Annotated in this window: 19 protein-coding genes; 7 read left to right on the top strand and 12 right to left on the bottom strand. The window is 69.0% G+C overall.

Going from position 1 to position 18,910, the window contains the following annotated elements; translation table 11 throughout:
- Nucleotides 1-37: 37 nt before the first annotated feature.
- From ACLKM7_RS02480 to ACLKM7_RS02500, 5 genes are all read left to right on the top strand, one after another.
- Nucleotides 38-388: a metalloregulator ArsR/SmtB family transcription factor gene (locus ACLKM7_RS02480; protein ID WP_436445432.1), complete on the top strand. Its 351-nt coding sequence runs from the start codon at nucleotides 38-40 to the stop codon at nucleotides 386-388.
- On the top strand, nucleotides 385-1,074 hold the full coding sequence (locus tag ACLKM7_RS02485) for an aquaporin (RefSeq protein WP_436445433.1): 690 nt from the start codon (nucleotides 385-387) through the stop codon (nucleotides 1,072-1,074). The genes ACLKM7_RS02480 and ACLKM7_RS02485 overlap by 4 nt, the downstream gene beginning before the upstream one ends.
- A 125-nt stretch (nucleotides 1,075-1,199) precedes the next feature.
- Nucleotides 1,200-2,342 carry a 3-oxoacyl-[acyl-carrier-protein] synthase III C-terminal domain-containing protein gene (locus ACLKM7_RS02490; RefSeq protein ID WP_436445434.1) on the top strand — a complete coding sequence of 381 codons (1,143 nt, stop codon included), beginning with the start codon at nucleotides 1,200-1,202 and terminating at the stop codon, nucleotides 2,340-2,342.
- Entirely contained in the window at nucleotides 2,339-3,040 is a 702-nt protein-coding gene (locus ACLKM7_RS02495) for an iron-containing redox enzyme family protein (protein ID WP_436445435.1), read from the top strand. The genes ACLKM7_RS02490 and ACLKM7_RS02495 overlap by 4 nt, the downstream gene beginning before the upstream one ends.
- A 1-nt stretch (nucleotide 3,041) precedes the next feature.
- Nucleotides 3,042-3,914, top strand: coding sequence for a DUF6999 family protein (locus ACLKM7_RS02500; protein ID WP_436445436.1), 873 nt, complete (start codon nucleotides 3,042-3,044; stop codon nucleotides 3,912-3,914).
- A 17-nt stretch (nucleotides 3,915-3,931) separates the two neighbouring features.
- On the opposite strand, the gene ACLKM7_RS02505 is transcribed toward ACLKM7_RS02500, so the two are convergent.
- The gene (locus ACLKM7_RS02505) at nucleotides 3,932-4,423 is read right to left on the bottom strand and encodes a bifunctional nuclease family protein (RefSeq protein WP_436445437.1); all 492 of its coding nucleotides are present in this window, start codon (nucleotides 4,421-4,423) and stop codon (nucleotides 3,932-3,934) included.
- Between the two features lie 82 nt (nucleotides 4,424-4,505).
- Nucleotides 4,506-4,985, bottom strand: coding sequence for an N-acetyltransferase family protein (locus ACLKM7_RS02510; protein ID WP_436445438.1), 480 nt, complete (start codon nucleotides 4,983-4,985; stop codon nucleotides 4,506-4,508).
- An 85-nt stretch (nucleotides 4,986-5,070) separates the two neighbouring features.
- Here ACLKM7_RS02510 and ACLKM7_RS02515 point away from each other — a divergent pair, with 85 nt between their 5' ends.
- Nucleotides 5,071-6,099 carry an LLM class flavin-dependent oxidoreductase gene (locus ACLKM7_RS02515; RefSeq protein ID WP_436445439.1) on the top strand — a complete coding sequence of 343 codons (1,029 nt, stop codon included), beginning with the start codon at nucleotides 5,071-5,073 and terminating at the stop codon, nucleotides 6,097-6,099.
- 10 nt (nucleotides 6,100-6,109) lie between these two features.
- Here ACLKM7_RS02515 and ACLKM7_RS02520 read toward each other — a convergent pair whose 3' ends face one another.
- The 6 genes from ACLKM7_RS02520 to ACLKM7_RS02545 all read right to left on the bottom strand — a co-directional run bounded on the left by ACLKM7_RS02520 (nucleotide 6,110) and on the right by ACLKM7_RS02545 (nucleotide 13,914).
- Nucleotides 6,110-8,353 carry a TIM-barrel domain-containing protein gene (locus ACLKM7_RS02520; protein WP_436445440.1) on the bottom strand — a complete coding sequence of 748 codons (2,244 nt, stop codon included), beginning with the start codon at nucleotides 8,351-8,353 and terminating at the stop codon, nucleotides 6,110-6,112.
- Nucleotides 8,350-9,540: a glycoside hydrolase family 15 protein gene (locus ACLKM7_RS02525; RefSeq protein WP_436445441.1), complete on the bottom strand. Its 1,191-nt coding sequence runs from the start codon at nucleotides 9,538-9,540 to the stop codon at nucleotides 8,350-8,352. Before ACLKM7_RS02525 ends, ACLKM7_RS02520 begins: the two co-directional genes overlap by 4 nt.
- Nucleotides 9,541-9,602: 62 nt before the next feature.
- Nucleotides 9,603-10,844, bottom strand: coding sequence for an ABC transporter substrate-binding protein (locus ACLKM7_RS02530; protein WP_436445442.1), 1,242 nt, complete (start codon nucleotides 10,842-10,844; stop codon nucleotides 9,603-9,605).
- A gap of 70 nt (nucleotides 10,845-10,914) precedes the next feature.
- The gene (locus ACLKM7_RS02535) at nucleotides 10,915-11,766 is read right to left on the bottom strand and encodes a carbohydrate ABC transporter permease (protein WP_436445443.1); all 852 of its coding nucleotides are present in this window, start codon (nucleotides 11,764-11,766) and stop codon (nucleotides 10,915-10,917) included.
- The gene (locus ACLKM7_RS02540; protein ID WP_436445444.1) at nucleotides 11,759-12,712 is read right to left on the bottom strand and encodes a carbohydrate ABC transporter permease; all 954 of its coding nucleotides are present in this window, start codon (nucleotides 12,710-12,712) and stop codon (nucleotides 11,759-11,761) included. Before ACLKM7_RS02540 ends, ACLKM7_RS02535 begins: the two co-directional genes overlap by 8 nt.
- Entirely contained in the window at nucleotides 12,709-13,914 is a 1,206-nt protein-coding gene (locus ACLKM7_RS02545; RefSeq protein ID WP_436445445.1) for an ROK family protein, read from the bottom strand. Before ACLKM7_RS02545 ends, ACLKM7_RS02540 begins: the two co-directional genes overlap by 4 nt.
- A gap of 182 nt (nucleotides 13,915-14,096) precedes the next feature.
- Between ACLKM7_RS02545 and ACLKM7_RS02550 the strand changes: the two genes are divergently transcribed.
- On the top strand, nucleotides 14,097-14,432 hold the full coding sequence (locus tag ACLKM7_RS02550) for a cupin domain-containing protein (RefSeq protein WP_436445446.1): 336 nt from the start codon (nucleotides 14,097-14,099) through the stop codon (nucleotides 14,430-14,432).
- 15 nt (nucleotides 14,433-14,447) lie between these two features.
- Here ACLKM7_RS02550 and ACLKM7_RS02555 read toward each other — a convergent pair whose 3' ends face one another.
- The 4 genes from ACLKM7_RS02555 to ACLKM7_RS02570 are packed head-to-tail and all read right to left on the bottom strand — an operon-like array spanning nucleotide 14,448 to nucleotide 18,814.
- A complete protein-coding gene (locus ACLKM7_RS02555; RefSeq protein WP_436445447.1) occupies nucleotides 14,448-15,530 on the bottom strand; it encodes a DNA glycosylase AlkZ-like family protein in 1,083 nt (360 codons plus the stop codon).
- A gap of 10 nt (nucleotides 15,531-15,540) precedes the next feature.
- Nucleotides 15,541-16,407, bottom strand: a complete 867-nt coding sequence (locus ACLKM7_RS02560; protein WP_436445448.1) for an alpha/beta fold hydrolase — start codon at nucleotides 16,405-16,407, stop codon at nucleotides 15,541-15,543.
- A complete protein-coding gene (locus tag ACLKM7_RS02565; protein WP_436445449.1) occupies nucleotides 16,407-17,657 on the bottom strand; it encodes a glycosyltransferase in 1,251 nt (416 codons plus the stop codon). The genes ACLKM7_RS02560 and ACLKM7_RS02565 overlap by 1 nt, the downstream gene beginning before the upstream one ends.
- A 47-nt stretch (nucleotides 17,658-17,704) precedes the next feature.
- Entirely contained in the window at nucleotides 17,705-18,814 is a 1,110-nt protein-coding gene (locus ACLKM7_RS02570; protein WP_436445450.1) for a class I SAM-dependent methyltransferase, read from the bottom strand.
- Nucleotides 18,815-18,910: the final 96 nt, after the last annotated feature.

An 18,910-nucleotide genomic window follows, 5' to 3' on the forward strand; every position in this document is an offset into this window, starting at 1 on the left:
TCTATCGACGCCTGTCAATATCTACTACCATCAATATATGACCACGATGCTCGACGTGACCGACATCTCTGCCGGCAGCTGCTGTGCACCGCTCGTTCGCGAGCCGCTGAGCGCCGCGGAGGCGGAGCAACTCGCAACGACCATGAAAGCACTCGCGGACCCGGCGCGGTTGCGTCTGCTGTCCATCGTGGCCGCCTCGGAGGGCGCGGAAGCGTGCGTGTGCGATCTGATCGAGCCGGTCGGCCTGAGCCAGCCGACCGTGTCGCATCACCTGAAGGTCCTGACGAACGCGGGCTTCCTCACCCGCAGCAAGCGCGGGACGTGGGCGTACTTCAAGCTCGTGCCCGGCGCGCTGGACCGGGTCTCGCAGCTCTTCGTCGGCTCGTGAGCCAGACCGTGCGCGCTGCCGCGGGCGAGCTCGTCGGCAGCGCAGGCCTCGCCGCGGTCGTCGTCGGCTCCGGGATCGCCGCGCAGCGTCTCTCCCCTGCCGACACCGGACTGCAGCTCTTCGAGAACGCGTTCGCGACGGCTCTCGGGCTGGCCGTCCTGATCCTGGTCTTCGCCCCCGTCTCGGGCGCGCACTTCAATCCCGTGGTCACGCTCGCCGACATCGCGCTGCATCGCCGCCGGTGGTCGACGGCGGCGATCTACCTGCCCGTCCAGGTGCTCGGGTGCATCGCCGGTGCGGTGCTGGCGAACGCCATGTTCTCCGAGCCGGCCGTGGCCTGGAGCACGACGAATCGCTTCTCGTGGCCACTGCTGCTGTCGGAGGTGGTCGCGACCGCAGGTCTGGTCCTGGTCGTCTTCGCTCTGGTCCGCACCGGCCGGTCCCACCTGGCTGCGCCGGCCGTCGGGGCCTATATCGGCGCCGCCTACTTCTTCACCTCGTCGACGAGCTTCGCCAATCCCGCGATCACGATCGGACGCATGTTCAGCGACACGTTCGCCGGCATCGCCCCGGCATCCGTCTTGCCGTTCATCGCCGCGCAGCTGATCGGTGCCGCACTCGGCTGGGTTGCGGTCCGCTCCTTCTTCCCCGTCGCGGCGCCGGAGCCGGCGGTCATCGGCGGATGACACCGGCGACTGACCCCGCCCTGACTGTAGGACATCACCCGGTGGGGACCGGGGAGACCGACCGCCTGAGTGGCGCTGTGCACAGGCATCGCGAAGCTGGCACCTCGGTGGCCTAGTGTCATGTCATGGCGACGACCGCGACGGCGTACCTCACCGGCTTCGGTCGATATCTCCCCGGCGATCCGGTCGACAACGACGGCATCGCGTCGCGGCTCGGCGGCGACGACGCCGTGACGGAACGAATCCGGCGCCGTGTGCTCGATGCCAACGGCATCCGGCAGCGGCACTACGCACTCGACGAGCACGGCGAGCCGACCGAGCTCAACGAGGAGCTGGCCGTCAAGGCATTGCGGGCGGCGCTGGCGGATCGAGGCATCGACGCCGCGGATCTGCGGATGCTGGCCTGCGCCACGACGATGGGCGACGTGCTCGTGCCCGGGTTCGCCTCGATGGTGCACGGCCGCCTCGGGGGTGGGCCGATGCAGCTGCTGTCGGCGTCCGGAGTGTGCGCCTCGAGTCTTGCCGCACTGGATGCCGCGGTCAGCAAGATCCGTCTGGGGGACCACCCGCGGGCTGCGGTCGTCGGCTCGGAGCTGGCCAGCCGCAGTCTGCGTCAGCGCCACTATGACGGCATCCGTGCGGGTATGGATTCCCACTTCCTCCGCTGGATGCTCTCGGACGGCGCGGGCGCCGTCGTCGTCGAGTTCCAGCCGCATCCGACGAAACCATCGCTGCGCGTCGACTGGGTGCGGCAGGTATCGGTGGCGCACGAGTACGACGTCTGCATGCGGGCCGGGATGAGCGGCGTCGATCCTGTCGTCGGCCGCACGTGGCAGGACGTCGACATCGCCGAGGCGGAGGCTGCGGGCATGTTCCTGCTGCGGCAGGACGTGAGCGTCCTGGACGATCTCGCGGATGCCGGCATCCGTCAGTTCGAGGAGCTCGTCGACATCGGCCTCGTCGACGTCCGCCACCTCGACCACGTCATCTGCCACTACAGCACGAACGCGTTCCGGGACGTCGCGTTCGATGCGCTGCGCCGTCGCGTGCCCACCCTCGACACCGACCGGTGGTTCTCGAACCTCGAGACCCGCGGCAACACCGGGTCGGCGAGCATCTTCATCGCTCTCGAAGAGGCCTGGAGCAGCGGCCGCTTCGCGCCCGGCGACACCGTGCTGCTGGCGGTGCCGGAATCGGGCCGGTTCTCGTTCGCCTTCGCCCACCTGACGGTGGTCGCCCCACCCTCATCGCAAGGAGCCCTCACGTGACGATCAGCTCGAGCACGACCACCGACGACGCCCCGACCTCCGGTGCCGACACGCTGTTCGAGCGGCTCGCCGAGGTCTGGAGCGAGCTCGAGGAACACCTGGACCGCGTGCCGGTGCTGAACCGGCTCGCCGAGGGCACCGTGACCCTCGACGACTACATGCGGCTGCTGTTCAACCTGCGTCAGCAGGTGGTCGACGGCTCGCCATGGATCTCGAGGGCGGCATCCAACTTCGACATCGATCACTTCGAACTCCGCGCGGCAGCCATCCGCCACGCCGAGGAGGAGCACCGCGACTTCCTCATGATCGAGCGCGACTACGTCGCCGTCGGCGGCTCGCTCGACGAGCTGCGCGCCGGCCGCAAGAACATCGGGTCTGAAGCGCTCTCGGGCTTCATGTTCCACTACGCCGACCGGCCCAATCCGGTCGGACTGCTCGGGGCGATGTTCATCATCGAGGGACTGGGCGCTCAGCGCGCGGCGGGATGGGCCGCCCGATTCCAGGAAGTGCTCGGACTCGCCGACAACCAGGTGCATTTCATGACGTACCACCAGGAGGCCGACAGCGCGCACACCGGCGACCTCGAGGCCATCCTGACCTCGGGCCTCATCGACGACGACGCAGCCGACGAGATCGTCCGCTGCGCGCAGGTGGTCGCGCGGCTGTACGCGCTGCAGCTGGAAGAACTGGATCGCTGACATGCCGGCGCCGCGACCGACGGTCCCGGAGTTCGTCCGCTCCGACCCGAGCATGTGGGAGGCGATCTACGCCGATCCATCGGTGCCGCTGGACCGCGCCCTCGTGCGGCAGATCATCGACGACCAGCGACGGATGTCGCGGCGCTGGCTGTATCCGATCGCCCGCGTCTTGTCCCGCGTGCTCGTCGCACTCATCTCGATCGTCAAGCGCGTGCTCCCGTTCCGCTGGATGCCGCTGCCGGTCATGGACCGGCTGTGCGTGTGGTTCCTGCGGCGATTCGTGTCGCCCGATGCCGTCGAGCTGCTGATCCGGCACTTCGTCGTCGAGACGAATCTCGTCAACTTCATCATCCGCAACACCCAGGTCGAGATGGACCCGGTGACGCTGCGCCCCGAGACCCTCGCAGGCCTCGGCGACCAAGCGGTCGTCGAGCACGACGTCAACGTCTACGACGTGCTCATCGCGCTGGACGGCGTGCCGCTGACCCCGCCCGAGACACTCGACTTCGCGCAGCTGGACATCCCCCGGCTGGACGCCGAGCGCGGGCGCCGCAGGCTGCTGCGGCTCGACATCCAGACCGCGCTGTGCTTCATGAACATCCCGTTCTCGATGGCGCTCACCGTCGAGGAGTACCGGCGTGCGGTGCATTCGATCCGGTTCGACGACTCGTTCCTCGAGATCCTCGCCCTCGTGTGCGACGACGACACGTTCCGCCATTGGAAGCTCGCCGGCATGAGCCTGTGGATGGACTCGAACGTCGACGTGCCGCGGATGGTCTACCGCCACGCACTGGTGTGCGAGTACGCCCACGCGCAGCTGGTCAAGCTCGCCGGCGGAGCGTACCCGCGCCACACCAGCGTCGAGTTCGACTGACCGACCGGCGCCCCGCGTCAGGGCTCGAAATCCTCGGGCTCGACGTCATCCAGGAAGCGCTTGAACTCATCGAGCTTCTCGGCGGCATCCGTCTCTGTCAGCACGTCCGGTACGCCCGCCTCGGCCATCACGGCCTCGGCCACCCAGATGCTGGCGCCGACGCGCGAAGCGAGGGCGACGGCATCCGAGGGCCTCGCGTCGACGACGTGGTCGCCGAGCGCGGTGCTCAGCGTGATCTCGGCGAAGAATGTGCCCTGGTCGATGCGGGTCACCTCCACGCGCGTCACCTCGGCTCCGAGAGTCTCGAGGAGTGAGCGCATCAGGTCGTGCGCGAGCGGCCTCGGCACCGGCGCCTTCTCCACGGCGACCAGGATCGAGGTCGCCTCGAGCTGACCGATCCAGATGGGCAGCACCATCCCGTCGCCGGGGATCTCGTCCACGGGCTTCAGGAGCAGCACGTGCTGCCCTGTCGCGTCGAGCGCGACGCCGGCCACGCGAACCTGGACCATCGTGCTCCTCTCGACCGCAGTGCTGCGATTGCCTCTGCTGCCATCGTAAGCACGGCTCGAGGCCACGGGACAGGGGTTGCGCCTACCGCGGGACGATGAGCTCGTAGCGGTGGCACGACACCGTCACCACGCCGCCGTCGACCTGAGCGGCGTAGGCGATGTGCCCGGCATCATGCCAGCCCTCGCGCTCGTAGAAATGCCGCGCCCGCGCGTTGCCCGTCGCGACGGCGAGCCACGGATGCGCGTGCCCGTCCGTGAGAAGCCGCCGCGCTCCCTCGGCAAGGAGCTCGCGCGCGACCCCGGTGCCCCGTGCCGACGCATCGACGAAGAGCTGCTCGAGTTCGTCGCCCTTGAGCGTGACGAACCCGATGACCAGGCCGTCGACCTCGGCGACCACCGTCCGCTCGATCATGTCGGCCGCGCGCGTGCGGAACGAGTCCGAGCCACGATGGGCGACCAGCTCGTCCGGAACGTGTCCGAGGTGCCCGTCCAGCCACGCGGACTCCCACACCTCGGCGATGCGCGGTGCGTCGTGCGGCACAGCCGGCCGGATCGTCGTCACGGCGTCAGACTAGCGGCGGTCGTCTGGGCGAACAGAGGACTCATTCACCGGAATGGATGCCGGGGGCGTACGGTTGCACGCAGGTATGCAGCGCTTCGGAACCCTCTCTTTCGGACACTACGGCCCCTTGGGCGGCGGCCGGCAGCTCACCGCTGCCGATTCGATGCTCCAGGCCATCGATCTGGCCCAGGGCATGGACGAGCTCGGGGTGAACGGTGCGTACTTCCGAGTGCACCACTTCGCGCGTCAGCAGTCCTCGCCGATGCCGCTGCTCGCCGCGATCGCAGCGCGGACCAGGCGGATCGAGGTGGGGACCGGAGTCATCGACATGCGCTACGAGAATCCGCTGTATCTGGCGGAGGAGGCGGCATCCGTCGATCTCATCTCAGGCGGACGGCTCGCGCTCGGCGTCAGCCGTGGCTCACCCGAGTCGGTCGTACGCGGGTTCGAGGCGTTCGGCTACACCGGCTCGCGCGACCCCCGCGGCGCCGACCTGGCCCGTGAGCACTTCGAGCTGTTCCTGCGCGCCGTCGAGGGCGAGGGCCTGGCCGAGCGCGACCTGGCATCCCCGTTCGGCGGCGGCACCGGGCTGCAGCGTGTGGAGCCGCACTCCCCCGGTTTGCGCTCGCGCATCTGGTGGGGCGCGGGCAACCGCGACTCTGCCGAATGGGCCGGTCGCCGCGGCGTGAACCTCATGTCGTCGACACTTCTCACCGAGGCCGACGGCACGCCCTTCGACCTGCTGCAGGCGCAGCAGATCGACGCGTTCCGTGCCGCCTGGCGAGAGGCCGGTCACGACGGTGAGCCCCGCGTGTCGGTGAGCCGCTCGATCTTCCCGATCACGACCGCCGAAGACGAGATGTACTTCGGCGGCCGCCAGGACGGCGATCAGATCGGCGTGATCGACGGCATCCGCTCGACCTTCGGCAAGACGTACGCGGCCGAGCCCGACGTACTCGTGGAGCAGTTGAAGGAGGATGCCGCGATCGCGAGCGCCGACACGCTCATGCTCACGATCCCCAGTCAGCTGGGCGTCGAGTTCAACCTGCGCGTCATCGAGTCCTTTGCCAAGCTCGTGGCCCCGAGCCTCGGGTGGGAGCCGACGGTCGCCTGAGCCCGTCGCGTCAATCCTCCGTCCGGAACATCTCCACATAGCTCTGCGCCTCGGCGCCACGTGAGAAGACCGGGATGCGGTCGAGGGGCGTCGGCACGGTGATCGTCCGGCCGCCGGAGATGCGCTCTGCTGTCCAGACATCCGTCCATTCACCCTTGGGCAGGTACACCGACGACTCCGCCACCCCGGGCTCCAGCACCGGTGCGATCAGCAGGTCGTCGCCGAGCAGCCACTGCGTCTCGCCGGTCCAGACGGCCGGGTCGTCGGGCCACTCGAAGAAGAGTGGACGCATGAGCGGTGCGTCCGTCGCGATCGCGTGGGCCGCAGAGCGCTCGAGATACGGCACGAGGCGCTCGCGCAGCTTGGTGTACCGACGGAACAGCGGGATCACCGACTCGTCGCCGGTGCGCTCGGCGATGTTCCACGGCGTGCGGTCGCGCGACGGCGATCGGTGGTGGTTGAACTCGGAGTGGTACTGCATGATCGGCACGAACGCTGAGGCCTGCGTCGCCCGGATGAACAGCTCGGCCGTCGGGATCTCGCCGGAGAACCCCGCGATGTCCCAGCCCCAGTAGACGATGCCCGAGGCCGCTGCGGTGAGACCGGCGTTCATCGACCAGCGGAACGCCTCCCACGTCGAGTTCTCGTCGCCCGCCCAGAACGCCCCGTGCGCCTGCGAGCCGGTGAAGCCGGCCCGGCTGAAGGTCACGGGCGCCTTGCCCGCCGACTCCAGCAGCCGGCCGTAGGCGTGAGCGTAGGCGACCGGGAAGGTGTTGTTCTTCTCGTCGCCGCGCCGTCCGTCGAGGTACACCAGCTCCGAGCCCCATGCGTGCTCACCGCCGTCGGTCTTGAAGCCGTCGATGCCGACCTCTTCCACGAGGTAGCGGCGCTTCTCGGTCCACCAGGCCGCCGCCCGCTCATCGGTGAGATCCGGCATGAGGCCCAGCGGGAACCACCAGCCGCGATTGCGGTACGGACGCGTGCCGCCCTTGGGGTCGGGCTCTCGGATCAGCACGTCTTCACGGATCGCCGCGCGCGCGTCGGCAGCGACCTGCCCCTGCGGGTGCGGACGCATCTTGACGAGCGGGATCTGCCACAGATGCAGACGGATGCCGCGGGCATGCAGGTCGTCGGTCATGCCCTTGGGATCGGGCCAGGCACCGCCGGCCGGGAAGGTGAAGTCCGAAAGCCGGTGAGGCGAGCCATCTTCGTTCACGCGATACTCCGCGTCGCGGAACACGGTGAAGGTCGACTCGTCGCTCCACGCCTCGATCACGATGGAGCCGAAGGGGATGTCGTGGCGACGGTGAAGCTCGGCCTGTCGCATGACCTCCTGCTGCGTGTTCCACTCGTTGCCGCTGGCCCAGAGCCGGAACACCCACGCCGGCAGCTCGGTCGCGCGGCCGGCACGGTCGAGGAACGCCCCGAGCACCTCGACCGGCGTGCCGTCGAACGTGCGCAGGGCGAGCGGCTCGCCCTCTCCGACCTCGGCCTCGACGGCAAGCCGAGACGGGTCGGACCGGCCCACGTCGAACCAGACGCGCCGGGACGTATCGACGTGGAAGCCCCAGCCCCCGCCACCGATCACATGGGCGAACGGCATCGGCAGGTACGTCTTGCGCTCGGCGCCCTGGCGCTTGTACTGCTCGAACACGACCGAGTCCAGTTCGGCGCCGGTCTGGTCGACGGCGTCGTAGCGCTCGCCGAATCCGGTCACATGCTCGCTCGCGCCCAACGGCAGCGCGAACCGCACGCGCCACGCGCGCCGGCCATCGTGCAGCTGCTCGACCGAGCCCGGAATCACGCGGTCCCGGCCGTGCTCGACGAGCGCCTCGGGAGCGGCTGACCATCGGGCGGCGCGGAACTCGAACCACCGCGTGCGCTCGATCCTGCCGTCGCCGTGGGTGCCGGTGAAGCGGTAGCGGTAGGTGCCGCCGAACCGCAACGACGGCGTCCTCGCCTGCCACCCGCCGACGGCACGCGCCAGTCTGCTCGCCGCCGACGCAAGGTGGCCGCCGTCGGTCACGCGGCCGCGCGAGGTGGTCGCCACTCGGGCGAGCGGCAGCTTGACCGTCTCTGCTTCGGCGGAGGCGGCATCCGGCCGCCATTCGATGGTGCAGCTCGCCGAGACGACATCGGCGTCCGCTCGCAGTCCCAGCGTGGCCGTCCCGCCCTCGAGCGGGACGACGGGCCATCGCTGCTCGGTGTCGACCGAATACGGGTGGCCCGAGCCGGCGGGGCGGTGGCGGATCATCGGCTGAAGCCTTCCTGCGGGCGGGCGGTGGGCGAAGAGAGGTCTTGGGCGCGAAGACGTCCGAGCTCCAGCCCGAGCCGCAAGAACATGGCATGGCTCCACAGGAGGGGGGTCGCGACGGTGCCCCACCGGTCGATCCACGGCTGCTGCATGCGCGGGGCGATGAGGTGGTGCGTCACCTGCTCGGGCAGGTGCAGGTCGGCCGTCGCCGTCCCCGCGACCCAGTCGAAGTACTCGGCTGCACGGTCTCGATCACCGGCGGCGATGTGCGCGAGCCCGAGAAAGCAGGTGAGCAGCGGCCACTGGCCGCCCCCGAAGAACGTGTCGCCCAGGTAGCGGTGCACTCCCCCGTCGACCGCGAGGTGCGCTTCGAGCACGTCGATCGTGGCCCGGCCGAGATCCGTTCCGGCGCCCACGAACCCCAGCGGCGCGATCGCCGCGGCCAGGCTGCCGTCGACGGCCGTGCTGCCGAGCCACTTGATGAGGTGCCCGTCCGCCGTGCCACGAGTGGCCACGAGCTCGCGGATCTCAGCGGTGGTGGAGGCGATGGTCGCCGACCGCGCGTCGTCGACCAGCCCGGCACGCGCGACTGCGTCAAGGCCGGCGGCGATGCAGGCCAGCGTCGAGACGTGCACGTGCTGGGCGTGCTCCTCCCACCAGTCGTAGCAGGGGCGCTGCCAGGAGACGAGCAGGTAGTCGGCCGTGAGCGCCACGGCCTCGCGGTAGCGGTCGCCTTCCAGACCGTGACGCTCGAGGTGCTCCACGAGCGCCCACAGCCACGTGCCGTAGCCGTCGAGCTGGAAGTCCCACCACTCGTCGGCGCCATCCTCGCCCGCGAAGGTGAAGCGCGCCGGCAGCATGTGCTCGGCCGCGGGCGGCCGGCCCTCGCGCGTCTCGGCGACGATCCAGCGGATGTGGTCCGCCCGGCGCATCAGCACGTCGGCGCACCAGTCGTAGAACCGGCTCGCCGAGTCCACCTCACCGGCAGTCGACGCGGCGTCCGCGATGAACGCTCCGTCACGCAGCCAGCTGTACCCGACGTACGCCGAGAACGTGGGGCTGGCAGGGTACGCACCCTCGGGTGTCTGCAGTTCGGTGATGAGGCGGATGCTGCGGGCGGCGAGCTGCTCGACGGTGGCAGGCGCGGAGGGCATCGGCGAGGGCGCGGCGGGAAGTGTGTCAGTCACGGGGGTCCTTCGGAACGGGTCGCGTCCGCGGCGGGAATGCCGCCGCGGACGCGACCGGGGTGCTACGGGAGAAGTGCGCCGACCTCTTCGGCGAGTGCGGCGATGGCCTCGTCGGTGGTCGCGCGTCCCGCCGCGATCTCGCCGAGCGCGTTGGTGACGGCATCCTGGATCTGCTGTGCGTTCGCGCCCAGCTCAGGTGCCACAGCCACCGCTTCGAGCGAGTCGAACACGGCCTGCCGGTTGGCCGGCGGCGTCTTCTCGAGGTACGGCGCGAGCAGCGCCTCGTCGCTGATCGCCGGAAGCTCCCAGCCCGCCTCGAGACGCACGTCGACCATCTCCTTGGAGCTGCTGAGGTACTCGGCCCACTTCTGCGCGGCCTCCTTGTGCTCGGAGTCGCCCGAGACCACGACGGCGTTCGAGAAGGTGGCGCTGGCCTTCTGCGCGTCACCGGGCTCGACGGCGATGTCCCACTCGAACGGCAGCTCGCCGACGAGACCGATCATCCAGATGCCGGTGTGCCACATCGCCAGCTTCCCGTCCTTGAACAGGTTGAGGTCGAAGTCGGGCGTTCCGGCACCGTCGGCGGCGGTCGGCATGACCGTCCCCGACTTGCCCGCGAGCCAGTCCGCGGCGGCGATGCCGGCCTCGGAGTCGAACGCGACGGCGCCGTCCTCGACGAACTGGCCTCCGGCCTGCTGCACCGTCTTGTAGTACTCGTGGTAAGAGATCGGCTGGTAGTCGCCCCACACGCCGGCTGCGGCATCCGTCAGCTGCTCGGCCGCGGCCTGCTCATCGGCCCACGTCCAGTCGGCGGTCGGGTACTCGACGCCGGCCGCGTCGAAGAGCTCCTGGTTGTAGAACAGCACGACGTTCGAGAACGACGTCGGCAGGCCGTACTGCGCGCCGTCGACGTTGTAGGCGTCGAGCACCGACGTGCGGTAGACCGCGTCATCCACGCCCTCCAGCTCGGCGAGCACGCCGCTGGCCTGGATGTTCGCGAAGCTGCCGGCGTCGACGTCGAAGACGTCCGCTGCCGTGCCCGCCGCGAGGTCGGTCTGCAGCTTCGTGAAGTAGTCCGCGTATGCGGAGGTCGTCACATCGACGGTGATGTCGGGGTTCTCCTTCTCGAACGCGTCGACGATCGTCTGCAGGTTCTCCTCGTTCCCGCCGTTGGCGATGAAGTTGGAGTACGTGATGGTGACGCCGTCACCGTCACCGGCGTCGCCCCCGGAGGTCGAGCAGCCGGTGAGGCCGATCGCGGCGAGTGTCGCGACGGTCGTCGTCGCGATGAGTGTCTTCTTCATGTGAGTGCAATCTCCTTCGATCTGTGTGGTGCGGGTCGGGTGTTGAATCAGAGGGCGGATGACGGAGGTCCTACTTGAGTCCGGTGCCCGCGACGCCCTGCACGATGTACTTCTGTGCGAAGACGTAGAGGGCGAACATCGGGATGATGCTGATGACGGAGCCCGCCATGAGCACGTCCCACTCGGTGGAGTACTGGCCTTGCAGGCTGGACAGGGCGACCGGCAGGGTCTGCATGAGCGGGTCGCGCAGGATGATGAGCGGCCACAGGAAGCTGTTCCACGTGTTGAGGAACGCGAAGACGGCGAGGGTGGCGAGCGCCGGCCGCACCAGGGGCAGCACGATCTGGAAGAACACGCGGAAATGTCCTGCGCCGTCCAGCGTCGCGGCCTGGTCGAGGTCGCGGGGCACGGTGTTCATCGCCTGCCTCAGCAGGAAGACGCCGAACGCCGACGCGATGGTGGGGAGGATCGCACCGAGGTAGGTGTTGATGAGCCCGAGCGCCTTCATCTCGGCGAACAGCGGCACGATGAGCACCTGGAACGGGATCATCATCGTCGCCAGGTACAGCACGAAGATCGCGCCACGGCCGGGGAACGGCATCCGGGAGAAGACGTATGCCGCCATCGCGCTCGTCACCAGCTGCAGCACCGTGCTCACGACCGCGATGAGCAGCGAGTTGACGATCACCTGGCCGAACGGCACGCGATCGAACAGTTCGAGGTAGGGGGCGAGCGACGGATTGTCGGGGATGAGCGTGGGCGTCGTCGTGAGTGACGCCCCGGGCGTGATCGAGGTGACGATCGTCCACACGAACGGGAAGACCATGATGAGGGCCCCGACGATGAGCACCGCGTACAGGAGGCCGCGGCGGACGGACGGCCTGCGCGAGACCGCGCCGCGGGAGGTGCGCGTGTCAGTCATAGTTCACCCACCGGCGCTGGCCGTAGAACTGGATGAGCGTGACGACGAGGATCACGAAGAACAGCAGCCACGACAGCGCCGAAGCCATGCCCGCCTGCCCGTAGCGGAAGGTGAGGTCGTACACCTGCTGCACGACGACCTGGCTGGAGTTGTTGGGACCTCCCCCGGTCATCACGAACACCTGGTCGAAGACCTGGAAGCCGTTGATGAGCGACAGCACGATCACGAAGAACGTCGACGGCGAGAGCATCGGCAGCGTGATGCCGAAAAGGCGCCGCCACCATCCCGCGCCGTCGATCTCGGCGGCCTCGTACAGGTCTGGGTTGATCGCCTGCAGCCCGGCGAGCAGGATCACCATGACGAACCCGAGGTCTTTCCACGCCGATGCCAGGATGATCGAGGGCATCGCCCACGCCGGGTCGGCCCACCAGCCGGGACCCTCGATCCCGAACCACGCGAGCACTGTGTTGACCACGCCTGTGCTCGGGTTGAGCAGCCAGCGCCAGACGAGGGCGACCACGACCCAGCTCGTGATCACCGGGAGGAAGTACACGCCGCGCAGGAAGGCGCGCCCGCGCAGTCGCGTGTTCAGCGCCAGCGCGAGAGCAAGTCCGCCGATGTACACCAGCGGCAGGTAGCCGACGATGTAATACACGGTGTGCAGGAACGCCTGGTGCATCGCGGGATCTGTCAGAAGGTGGGCGTAGTTGTCGAGCCCGACCCACTGCATCGGGCCGATGAGGTTCCACGAGTGCAGGCTCGTCCACGCCGCCGAGATCATGGGACCGATGACGAACGCCAGCAGTGGGATGAGGCTCGGAAGCAGGAAGACCGCAACGGTGAGTGCGTAGGCGGTCCGGCGGCGCCGCGAGCGAGGGCGAGGTGCGGGGGCGACGTCGGTGGGCGGGGAGTCGGATGCCTCGGCCACGACGGCGAGCGTCGTCATGGCTTGGCCTCGATCGAGGCCACGAGCCGCTCGCGCACGAGGCGACCCTGATCGCCGGCGACACCCTGCGCGTCGAACGGGGTCGCGAGCACGAGGGCCGCGGCCCCTTGCGCCCACCGGTCGTCCTGCCACCGTTCGACCACGACGGGCGTTCCGCGCTTGCCGGGGACCAGGGCGCTGCGCAGCGCGCGGTCGAACGACGAGGCCCAGTGGTTCCACGCCTCGACGCCTTCGCCGAGCAACACGACGATCTCGGGGTCGAGGAGGTTCACCGCGCCCGCGAGGGCACGGCCCAGCTGGTGCCCGGCGTGCGCGAAGATCTCGCGTGCGTCGGCATTCCCGGCATCCGCGAGGGCGCGCAGCTCGTCGATGCCCTCATCGGCGCCTACGAGACGGATCGACCGGGCGTCGTTGACCAGGGCGGCTTGGCCGATGATCGCTTCGAGGCATCCGCGATTGCCGCATTGGCACAACGGGCCGTCCTCGCGCACCGGGACGTGGCCGAGATCGCCTGCTCCCCCGGCCCGCCCGCGCACCATCGCTCCGTCCGAGACGAGACCGGCGCCCACACCGTTGCCGATCGTGACCACGAGCACGTTGCGGAACGAGCGGCCCTGGCCGAAGAGCTGCTCGGCCACGCTGAGCGCGTTGACGTTGTTCTCGACGACGACGGGCAGGTCGAGAGCACGACGCAGGAGCTCACCGAGCGGCACCTGATTCCAGCTCAGCTGGGTCGAGTCCACGATGCCGATGCCGCGCTCGGCGACCGTGCCGGGCAGCCCGACGCCCACGCCCAGGATGCTGCCGGCCCCCTCGGCATCGACGAAGGTCCGCACCAGCTCGACGAGGGCGGAGGTAGCCAGCGGAGACACGGCGTCGAACGGGCTGGTCCCGGAGCGACGGACGGTGCCGTCGATGCCCACTTCGACCAGGGCGACATGATCGGGGGCGACCTTGACGCCGACCGCCGTGAGGTCCTGAGACACGAGCCCGAGCATGCGGGCCGGGCGTCCGCCGTTGCTGCTGGCCTGTTCGAGTTCTTCGAGCAGGCCGTCCGCGAGGAGGTCGCGCGTCAGCTGGGTGACCAATGCCGGCGAGACGTCGAGCGCGCGCGCCAGGTCGGCCCGCGAAGCCGGCCCATGCGCTCCCAGGTGGGCGAGGATCGCCGTGCGGTGCACGTCGGCCTGTCGCGCTGGCGTCATTACTTCACTCCTTTGTTAAGTCGTGAACAAAGGGTACGAACGACCGCGACGATCTGTCAAGCCGCGATTCGAATCACGCATCATTCGACGCTGGAGCCGGCGGAGGAGGATGCGGAAGTGCGCACACCCCGCGCCGACGCTATCGCCGCGATAGACTCCGGCCACCGACCGACGGAGGACGGATGAACAGCACCGATCTGGCCGATCTCACGGAAGAGCTCATGGCGAAGGCGCTCGTGACGTCCAGCGGGCGCGCGGCGCGCACGATCCGTGGTGGACACGAGCACGCACTGCGCGAGACGGTGATCGCTCTCCGCGCCGAACACGAACTCGCCGAGCACGCCGCGCCACACGAGGCGACACTGCAGGTGCTCCGCGGCCGAGTTCGGCTCATCGCGGGTGCGGATGCGTGGGAAGGGGCATCCGGAGACCACCTCACCATCCCGCCCCAGCGGCACAGCCTCTTCGCGATCGAGGACTCGGTCGTTCTCCTCACCGTCTCGAACGACGTGCCTTGAGTCAGTCGCCCCCGCTCACGGCAGGCCCGTGACGGCGACGCCGAGCCACTCCGCGAGGTCGGAGACCTCGGCACGCACCATCTCGGATTCCTCGTCCTCGAACGGGAGGAACTCGTGGATCGCGTTGATCTGCAGCACGTCGCGCTTGCGATCGACCTCGGCGTCCAGCATCCCGACGAACCGATCCCCCATCAGGATCGGATGCGCGAAATACCCGTACCTGCGCTGCGGCTTCGGTTTGAACTGCTCGAGCACGTAGTCGAACTCGAAGATCTCCGACAGGCGCGGCCGATCGAAGAGGATGCCGTCGTACGGGTTGAGGAGCGCCACACGGCCGCCTTCTTCCTCCCCCAGAGCGGCGAGTGCGGCCGGGTCGACGCGGAACTTCCATTTGCTGCCCTCGACAGTCGCCGGCTCGCCGGCCTCGCCGACGGGCGTCCACGGCGACTTCTGCTTCACGATGCCGGCTGCCTGGAGTCGCCGCTCATCCAGCAGGCGTGCCGCCTCGGCCTGGTCATACTGGGGCAGATCCTGCGGATAGACGCGCTCGGCGAGATCCCAGATACGGTTGCGGCCCTCACGACCGGCCACGGCGACCTCGCCCTGCCGCATGAGGAACTCGAGCATGTGAGGCACCTGGTTCGTGCCGTACCAGCCGTCGGGCGCCCGACTGACCTGCGCCGTGTCGGGGATCGCGCTCGTGAGCAGCGGGCCTTCGGCGCGCAGGCGTGCGAGCACATCGACGCGGAACCGCGCGTTCGCCTCGAGCCATTGCCTGCTGCTCTCGCGCTGCGGCCAGCGCCGCATGCCGGGAAGCATGAGCGGCAGCAGGCTCACCGGGCGGAAGGCGCCCTCGAACTCGAACAGCAGCCGGTCGAGCTCCACGGCCTTGGTGAGCTGACCCGGTTCGTACGACCAGCCGATCCGCGACCACAGCACGGTCTGCTCGCACGGCGCGATCGTCGCCGTCGGGTCGATCTTGACATAGCCGAGTTGTTCCGCGACCTCGACCACATCCCCGGGTCGGTCGGCGTCGAGCAGCTGCGCGCGCACGATGAGCCGACGCGCGTCGTCGCGGGTGAGCCGGTGCGCAGTCATCCCGACGAGGCTATGCCACGCGACGCACGAAGTCCCGAAGGAGGAGGTTCACCCGCACCGGATCACGCGCTTGCGGAAGATGCCCGCCGCCGTCGATGACGACGTGCTCGCCGCGCGTGATCTCTGCCAGGCGCCTGCCCCGCTGTGGATTCTGGCAGCGGTCGAGCGAACCGGTGATGACGAGCACCGCACATCGGACCGCTTCGGCGATCGCGACCGTCTTCGCCTCGTCGCCGGGATAGGGCGGCGAATAGCCGGCCAGGATCATGGCCTCGGGGGTCGTCTGCAGCGCCCACCCGACGCAGTCCTCGCGCTGCTTGGTCGAATGCGGCTCCGGGAACATCTCGGTGAAGAAGAACCGGGCGAAGTCCGGCCAATCCTGCAGCCAGTAGTGGCGATTCATCTTCTGCCAGCCCTCGTAGCGCTCGCGCGGCGCGTCGAAGTCGAACGCGACTTTGTGGGGCAGCGGCGCTCCGAGCTGCAGTCCGGGGTTGATCGCGCAGACGCCGAGCACGCGTTCCGGTCTCTCTGCTGCCATGAGCACGGCGTACCCGGCACCCGTGCAGAGCCCGACCAGCACCGCCTGCTCGGCGCCGACTGCATCCAGCACCGCCCACGCGTCGCCGATCATGAGCCGGTCGTCGAACCCGTCGCGGGTCGGAGGCGTGCCGCTCCCCCCGTTTCCGCGCGGATCGCTCACGACGACGCGGAAGTGACGCGCCAGGAAGGGGACCTGTGCCTTCCAGCCTCGGCTCTCCACGATCGTGTCGGGCATGAGCAGGTACACCGTCGGCGAGCCGTCGCCGTAAACCTCGTAATGGATCGAGACATCGCCCCGGTCGACGTAGCCGGTTTCGCGAGGCTCCAGGACACGCATCAGATCAGCTCCGCGAGTAACTCGGCGGCGCGACTGGCGCCGTTCGTCTCGACGGGGCGGTAACGCACCTCGCGCGATGCCTCGGCGACGAGCGCTGCGGCGAGCGCGTCAGGGTCGACCGCCTCGGCGTAGCGCATGCAGGTGCCCGCGCCGTACCGCTCCAGGCGGTGGCGCACGTGGAGGTTCTGCTCGAAGTGGTTCTCGAGCGGAACGTACACGAAGGGTCGCCGCGCCGCCGCGAGCTCCATGCACGTCGTCAATCCCCCCTGGACGAGGGCGACATCGCAGGCTGCGAGCGTGCGGTAGAGATCGGGGACGAATCCGCGGATGGATGCGGCGCGCCGGCGCGGCATCGACGCCGGATCGATCCGCGGGCCTGTGACGACCAAGAAGCGCAGTCCCGGCAGCATCCGTCGCGCCGCCGGCACGGCATCCATCACACGACGCAGGAGTGCGCCGCCGACACCCGATCCTCCGACGGTCACCACGCACAGCAGTTCGCCGGGTCTGATGCCGAGCCTTGCACGGACCGCGGCACGCTCCTCCTCGGACGGCGGCGTGAACCCGGTGACGTAGCCGGCGAAGTCGTAGTTCTCCTCCGTCCACTCACGGATCCGCGGCAATCCGGGGCCGAACGAGGCTTCGACGATGTCGTCGGGATTGCCGACGAAGACCGACCGATCGCGAAGACGACGGTAGCGGGCTCGCTGCTCGATCATCTCGGCGTTGTAGTCGGCGGTGAGCTCGGCTTCGGCATCCCCTCCTGCCGGCATCGGCAGCCATCCGACGAAGTCGGTCATCCACGCGAACGCGAACCGCTTCAGCTCCGGGTTCTCGTGCAGGAAGTAGTCGACGTCCCACGCCTCGTCGCCGATCACCAGGTCGTAGTAGGTCTCGTCGACGACGTCGTTGAAGACCATGAAGTTGTTCACCAGGATCTCGTCCATCCGCCGGATCGCCTGGAACGCGTGCAGGTCGTGGTCGGCGGACTCGTCTTCGATGTGCGCCGACTCATTGGCGAGGAAGGCGGATGCCGGATGCACAGGTTCTCCGGCATCCGCCAGCACGCGCGTGACCGGATGCTGCGCCAGCCACTCGATCTGCAGGCCGGGGTGGATTCTGCGCAGCTCCTGGGCGACCGCGACATCGCGCCGCGCGTGACCGAGCCCGATCGGGGACGAGAGGAACAGGGCCTTCTTCGGACGGCGCTGCGCCCGCACCCAGGTATGGCTCTTCCCCATGGTCGCCATCCCACACTCCTCTGACGGGTCCAGTGTGCCCCTCTCGCCCCCCGGTGTCAGGGCCTTGCCTCGATCACGCGGTTGAACGGCGTCTCGGCGACACTGCGGAACCGGGTGAATCCTCCGGCGGCGGTCACATCGCGGATGCGCGCCGGACCGGCTTGCGTGCCGAGCGCGAGTCCGACCTCCTGGGACAGCGACGAGGGCGTGCACAGCAGCGTCGAGAACCCGTAATAGGCGCGTCCGACCGGGTTGAGGTTGTCTTCGACGTGGTCACCGGCCATCGGCTCGACGATCATCCACGTGCCGTCCTGCGCGATGACCTCCCGCACGCGTTGTGCGGCGCCGACGGGGTCGCCCATGTCATGCAAGCAATCGAACATCGCCACCAGGTCGAACCGCTGTCCTCCCGGCGCGGCTCCGAAGTCCTGCGCTGAGGCGACCTCGAAGCTCACGTTGTCGACACCGGCCTCGGCGGCGCGTGCCCGAGCCGTGCGGATGGACTCGGCGTGGTAGTCCGAGCCGACGAACGTCGAATTGGGGAACGCCTTCGCGAGCAGGATCGTGGACGCCCCGTGCCCGCAGCCGACGTCGGCCACGAGCGCCCCTGCCTCGAGCTTGGGCTGCACCCCCTCGAGCGCCGGGATCCACGAACCGACGAGGTTCGCGTGGTAGCTGGGACGGAAGAACCGCTCGCAGCCGACGTGCACGTCGGAGTCGTGCTGGTGCCAGCCGTAGCCGGCACCGCTGCGGGCAGCATCGACGATGTGCTGCGTGTCGTGCACCGTGCCGAGCGCGATCTGGAAGAAGCCGGGGAGGAACGCCGGGCTGTCGGCATCCGTCATCGCAAGCGCGTGCTCGGGCGGCAGCGTGTAACGCTTGGTGGACGGGTCGTACGTGACGTAGGCGCCCGCGGCCTGCGCGTTCAGCCACTCGCGGGCGTACGGCTCGGCGGTCTGCGTGCGCTCCGCGAGCTGAGCAGGCGTCGTGGGGCCGTGCGCGGCGAGGTCGCGGTAGTAGCCCAGTTTGTCGCCCATGACGACGAGCGCGGCGTTGAGTGTGGCCCCCACCTCATCGACGGCCCTGAAGACGAAGCCCATGAGCTTGTCGGTGTCGATCGCGGGAGCATCCGCCGATATGCCGGCGGTGGTTTCGGTGGTGGACATCATCGTCTCCTTCGTGGAATGTCCGGATGCCTCGACCGTAGGAATCGCCCGTTGCACACCGCATCCGGGAACCCCCCTAGTCGTTTTCGGCCGGGT

The sequence above is a fragment of the Microbacterium sp. I2 genome, assembly GCF_051364985.1.
GTDB lineage: Bacteria > Actinomycetota > Actinomycetes > Actinomycetales > Microbacteriaceae > Microbacterium.

Excerpts from the sequence above, each read along its gene's own strand:
- ACLKM7_RS02540 (WP_436445444.1), bottom strand. The coding sequence starts at position 12,712 with ATGACGACGCTCGCCGTCGTGGCCGAGGCATCCGACTCCCCGCCCACC.
- ACLKM7_RS02555 (WP_436445447.1), bottom strand. The coding sequence starts at position 15,530 with ATGACTGCGCACCGGCTCACCCGCGACGACGCGCGTCGGCTCATCGTG.
- ACLKM7_RS02530 (WP_436445442.1), bottom strand. The coding sequence starts at position 10,844 with ATGAAGAAGACACTCATCGCGACGACGACCGTCGCGACACTCGCCGCG.
- ACLKM7_RS02505 (WP_436445437.1), bottom strand. The coding sequence starts at position 4,423 with ATGGTCCAGGTTCGCGTGGCCGGCGTCGCGCTCGACGCGACAGGGCAG.
- ACLKM7_RS02550 (WP_436445446.1), top strand. The coding sequence starts at position 14,097 with ATGAACAGCACCGATCTGGCCGATCTCACGGAAGAGCTCATGGCGAAG.
- ACLKM7_RS02520 (WP_436445440.1), bottom strand. The coding sequence starts at position 8,353 with ATGATCCGCCACCGCCCCGCCGGCTCGGGCCACCCGTATTCGGTCGAC.
- ACLKM7_RS02500 (WP_436445436.1), top strand. The coding sequence starts at position 3,042 with ATGCCGGCGCCGCGACCGACGGTCCCGGAGTTCGTCCGCTCCGACCCG.
- ACLKM7_RS02560 (WP_436445448.1), bottom strand. The coding sequence starts at position 16,407 with ATGCGTGTCCTGGAGCCTCGCGAAACCGGCTACGTCGACCGGGGCGAT.
- ACLKM7_RS02535 (WP_436445443.1), bottom strand. The coding sequence starts at position 11,766 with ATGACTGACACGCGCACCTCCCGCGGCGCGGTCTCGCGCAGGCCGTCC.
- ACLKM7_RS02545 (WP_436445445.1), bottom strand. The coding sequence starts at position 13,914 with ATGACGCCAGCGCGACAGGCCGACGTGCACCGCACGGCGATCCTCGCC.
- ACLKM7_RS02480 (WP_436445432.1), top strand. The coding sequence starts at position 38 with ATGACCACGATGCTCGACGTGACCGACATCTCTGCCGGCAGCTGCTGT.
- ACLKM7_RS02570 (WP_436445450.1), bottom strand. The coding sequence starts at position 18,814 with ATGTCCACCACCGAAACCACCGCCGGCATATCGGCGGATGCTCCCGCG.
- ACLKM7_RS02565 (WP_436445449.1), bottom strand. The coding sequence starts at position 17,657 with ATGGCGACCATGGGGAAGAGCCATACCTGGGTGCGGGCGCAGCGCCGT.
- ACLKM7_RS02515 (WP_436445439.1), top strand. The coding sequence starts at position 5,071 with ATGCAGCGCTTCGGAACCCTCTCTTTCGGACACTACGGCCCCTTGGGC.
- ACLKM7_RS02490 (WP_436445434.1), top strand. The coding sequence starts at position 1,200 with ATGGCGACGACCGCGACGGCGTACCTCACCGGCTTCGGTCGATATCTC.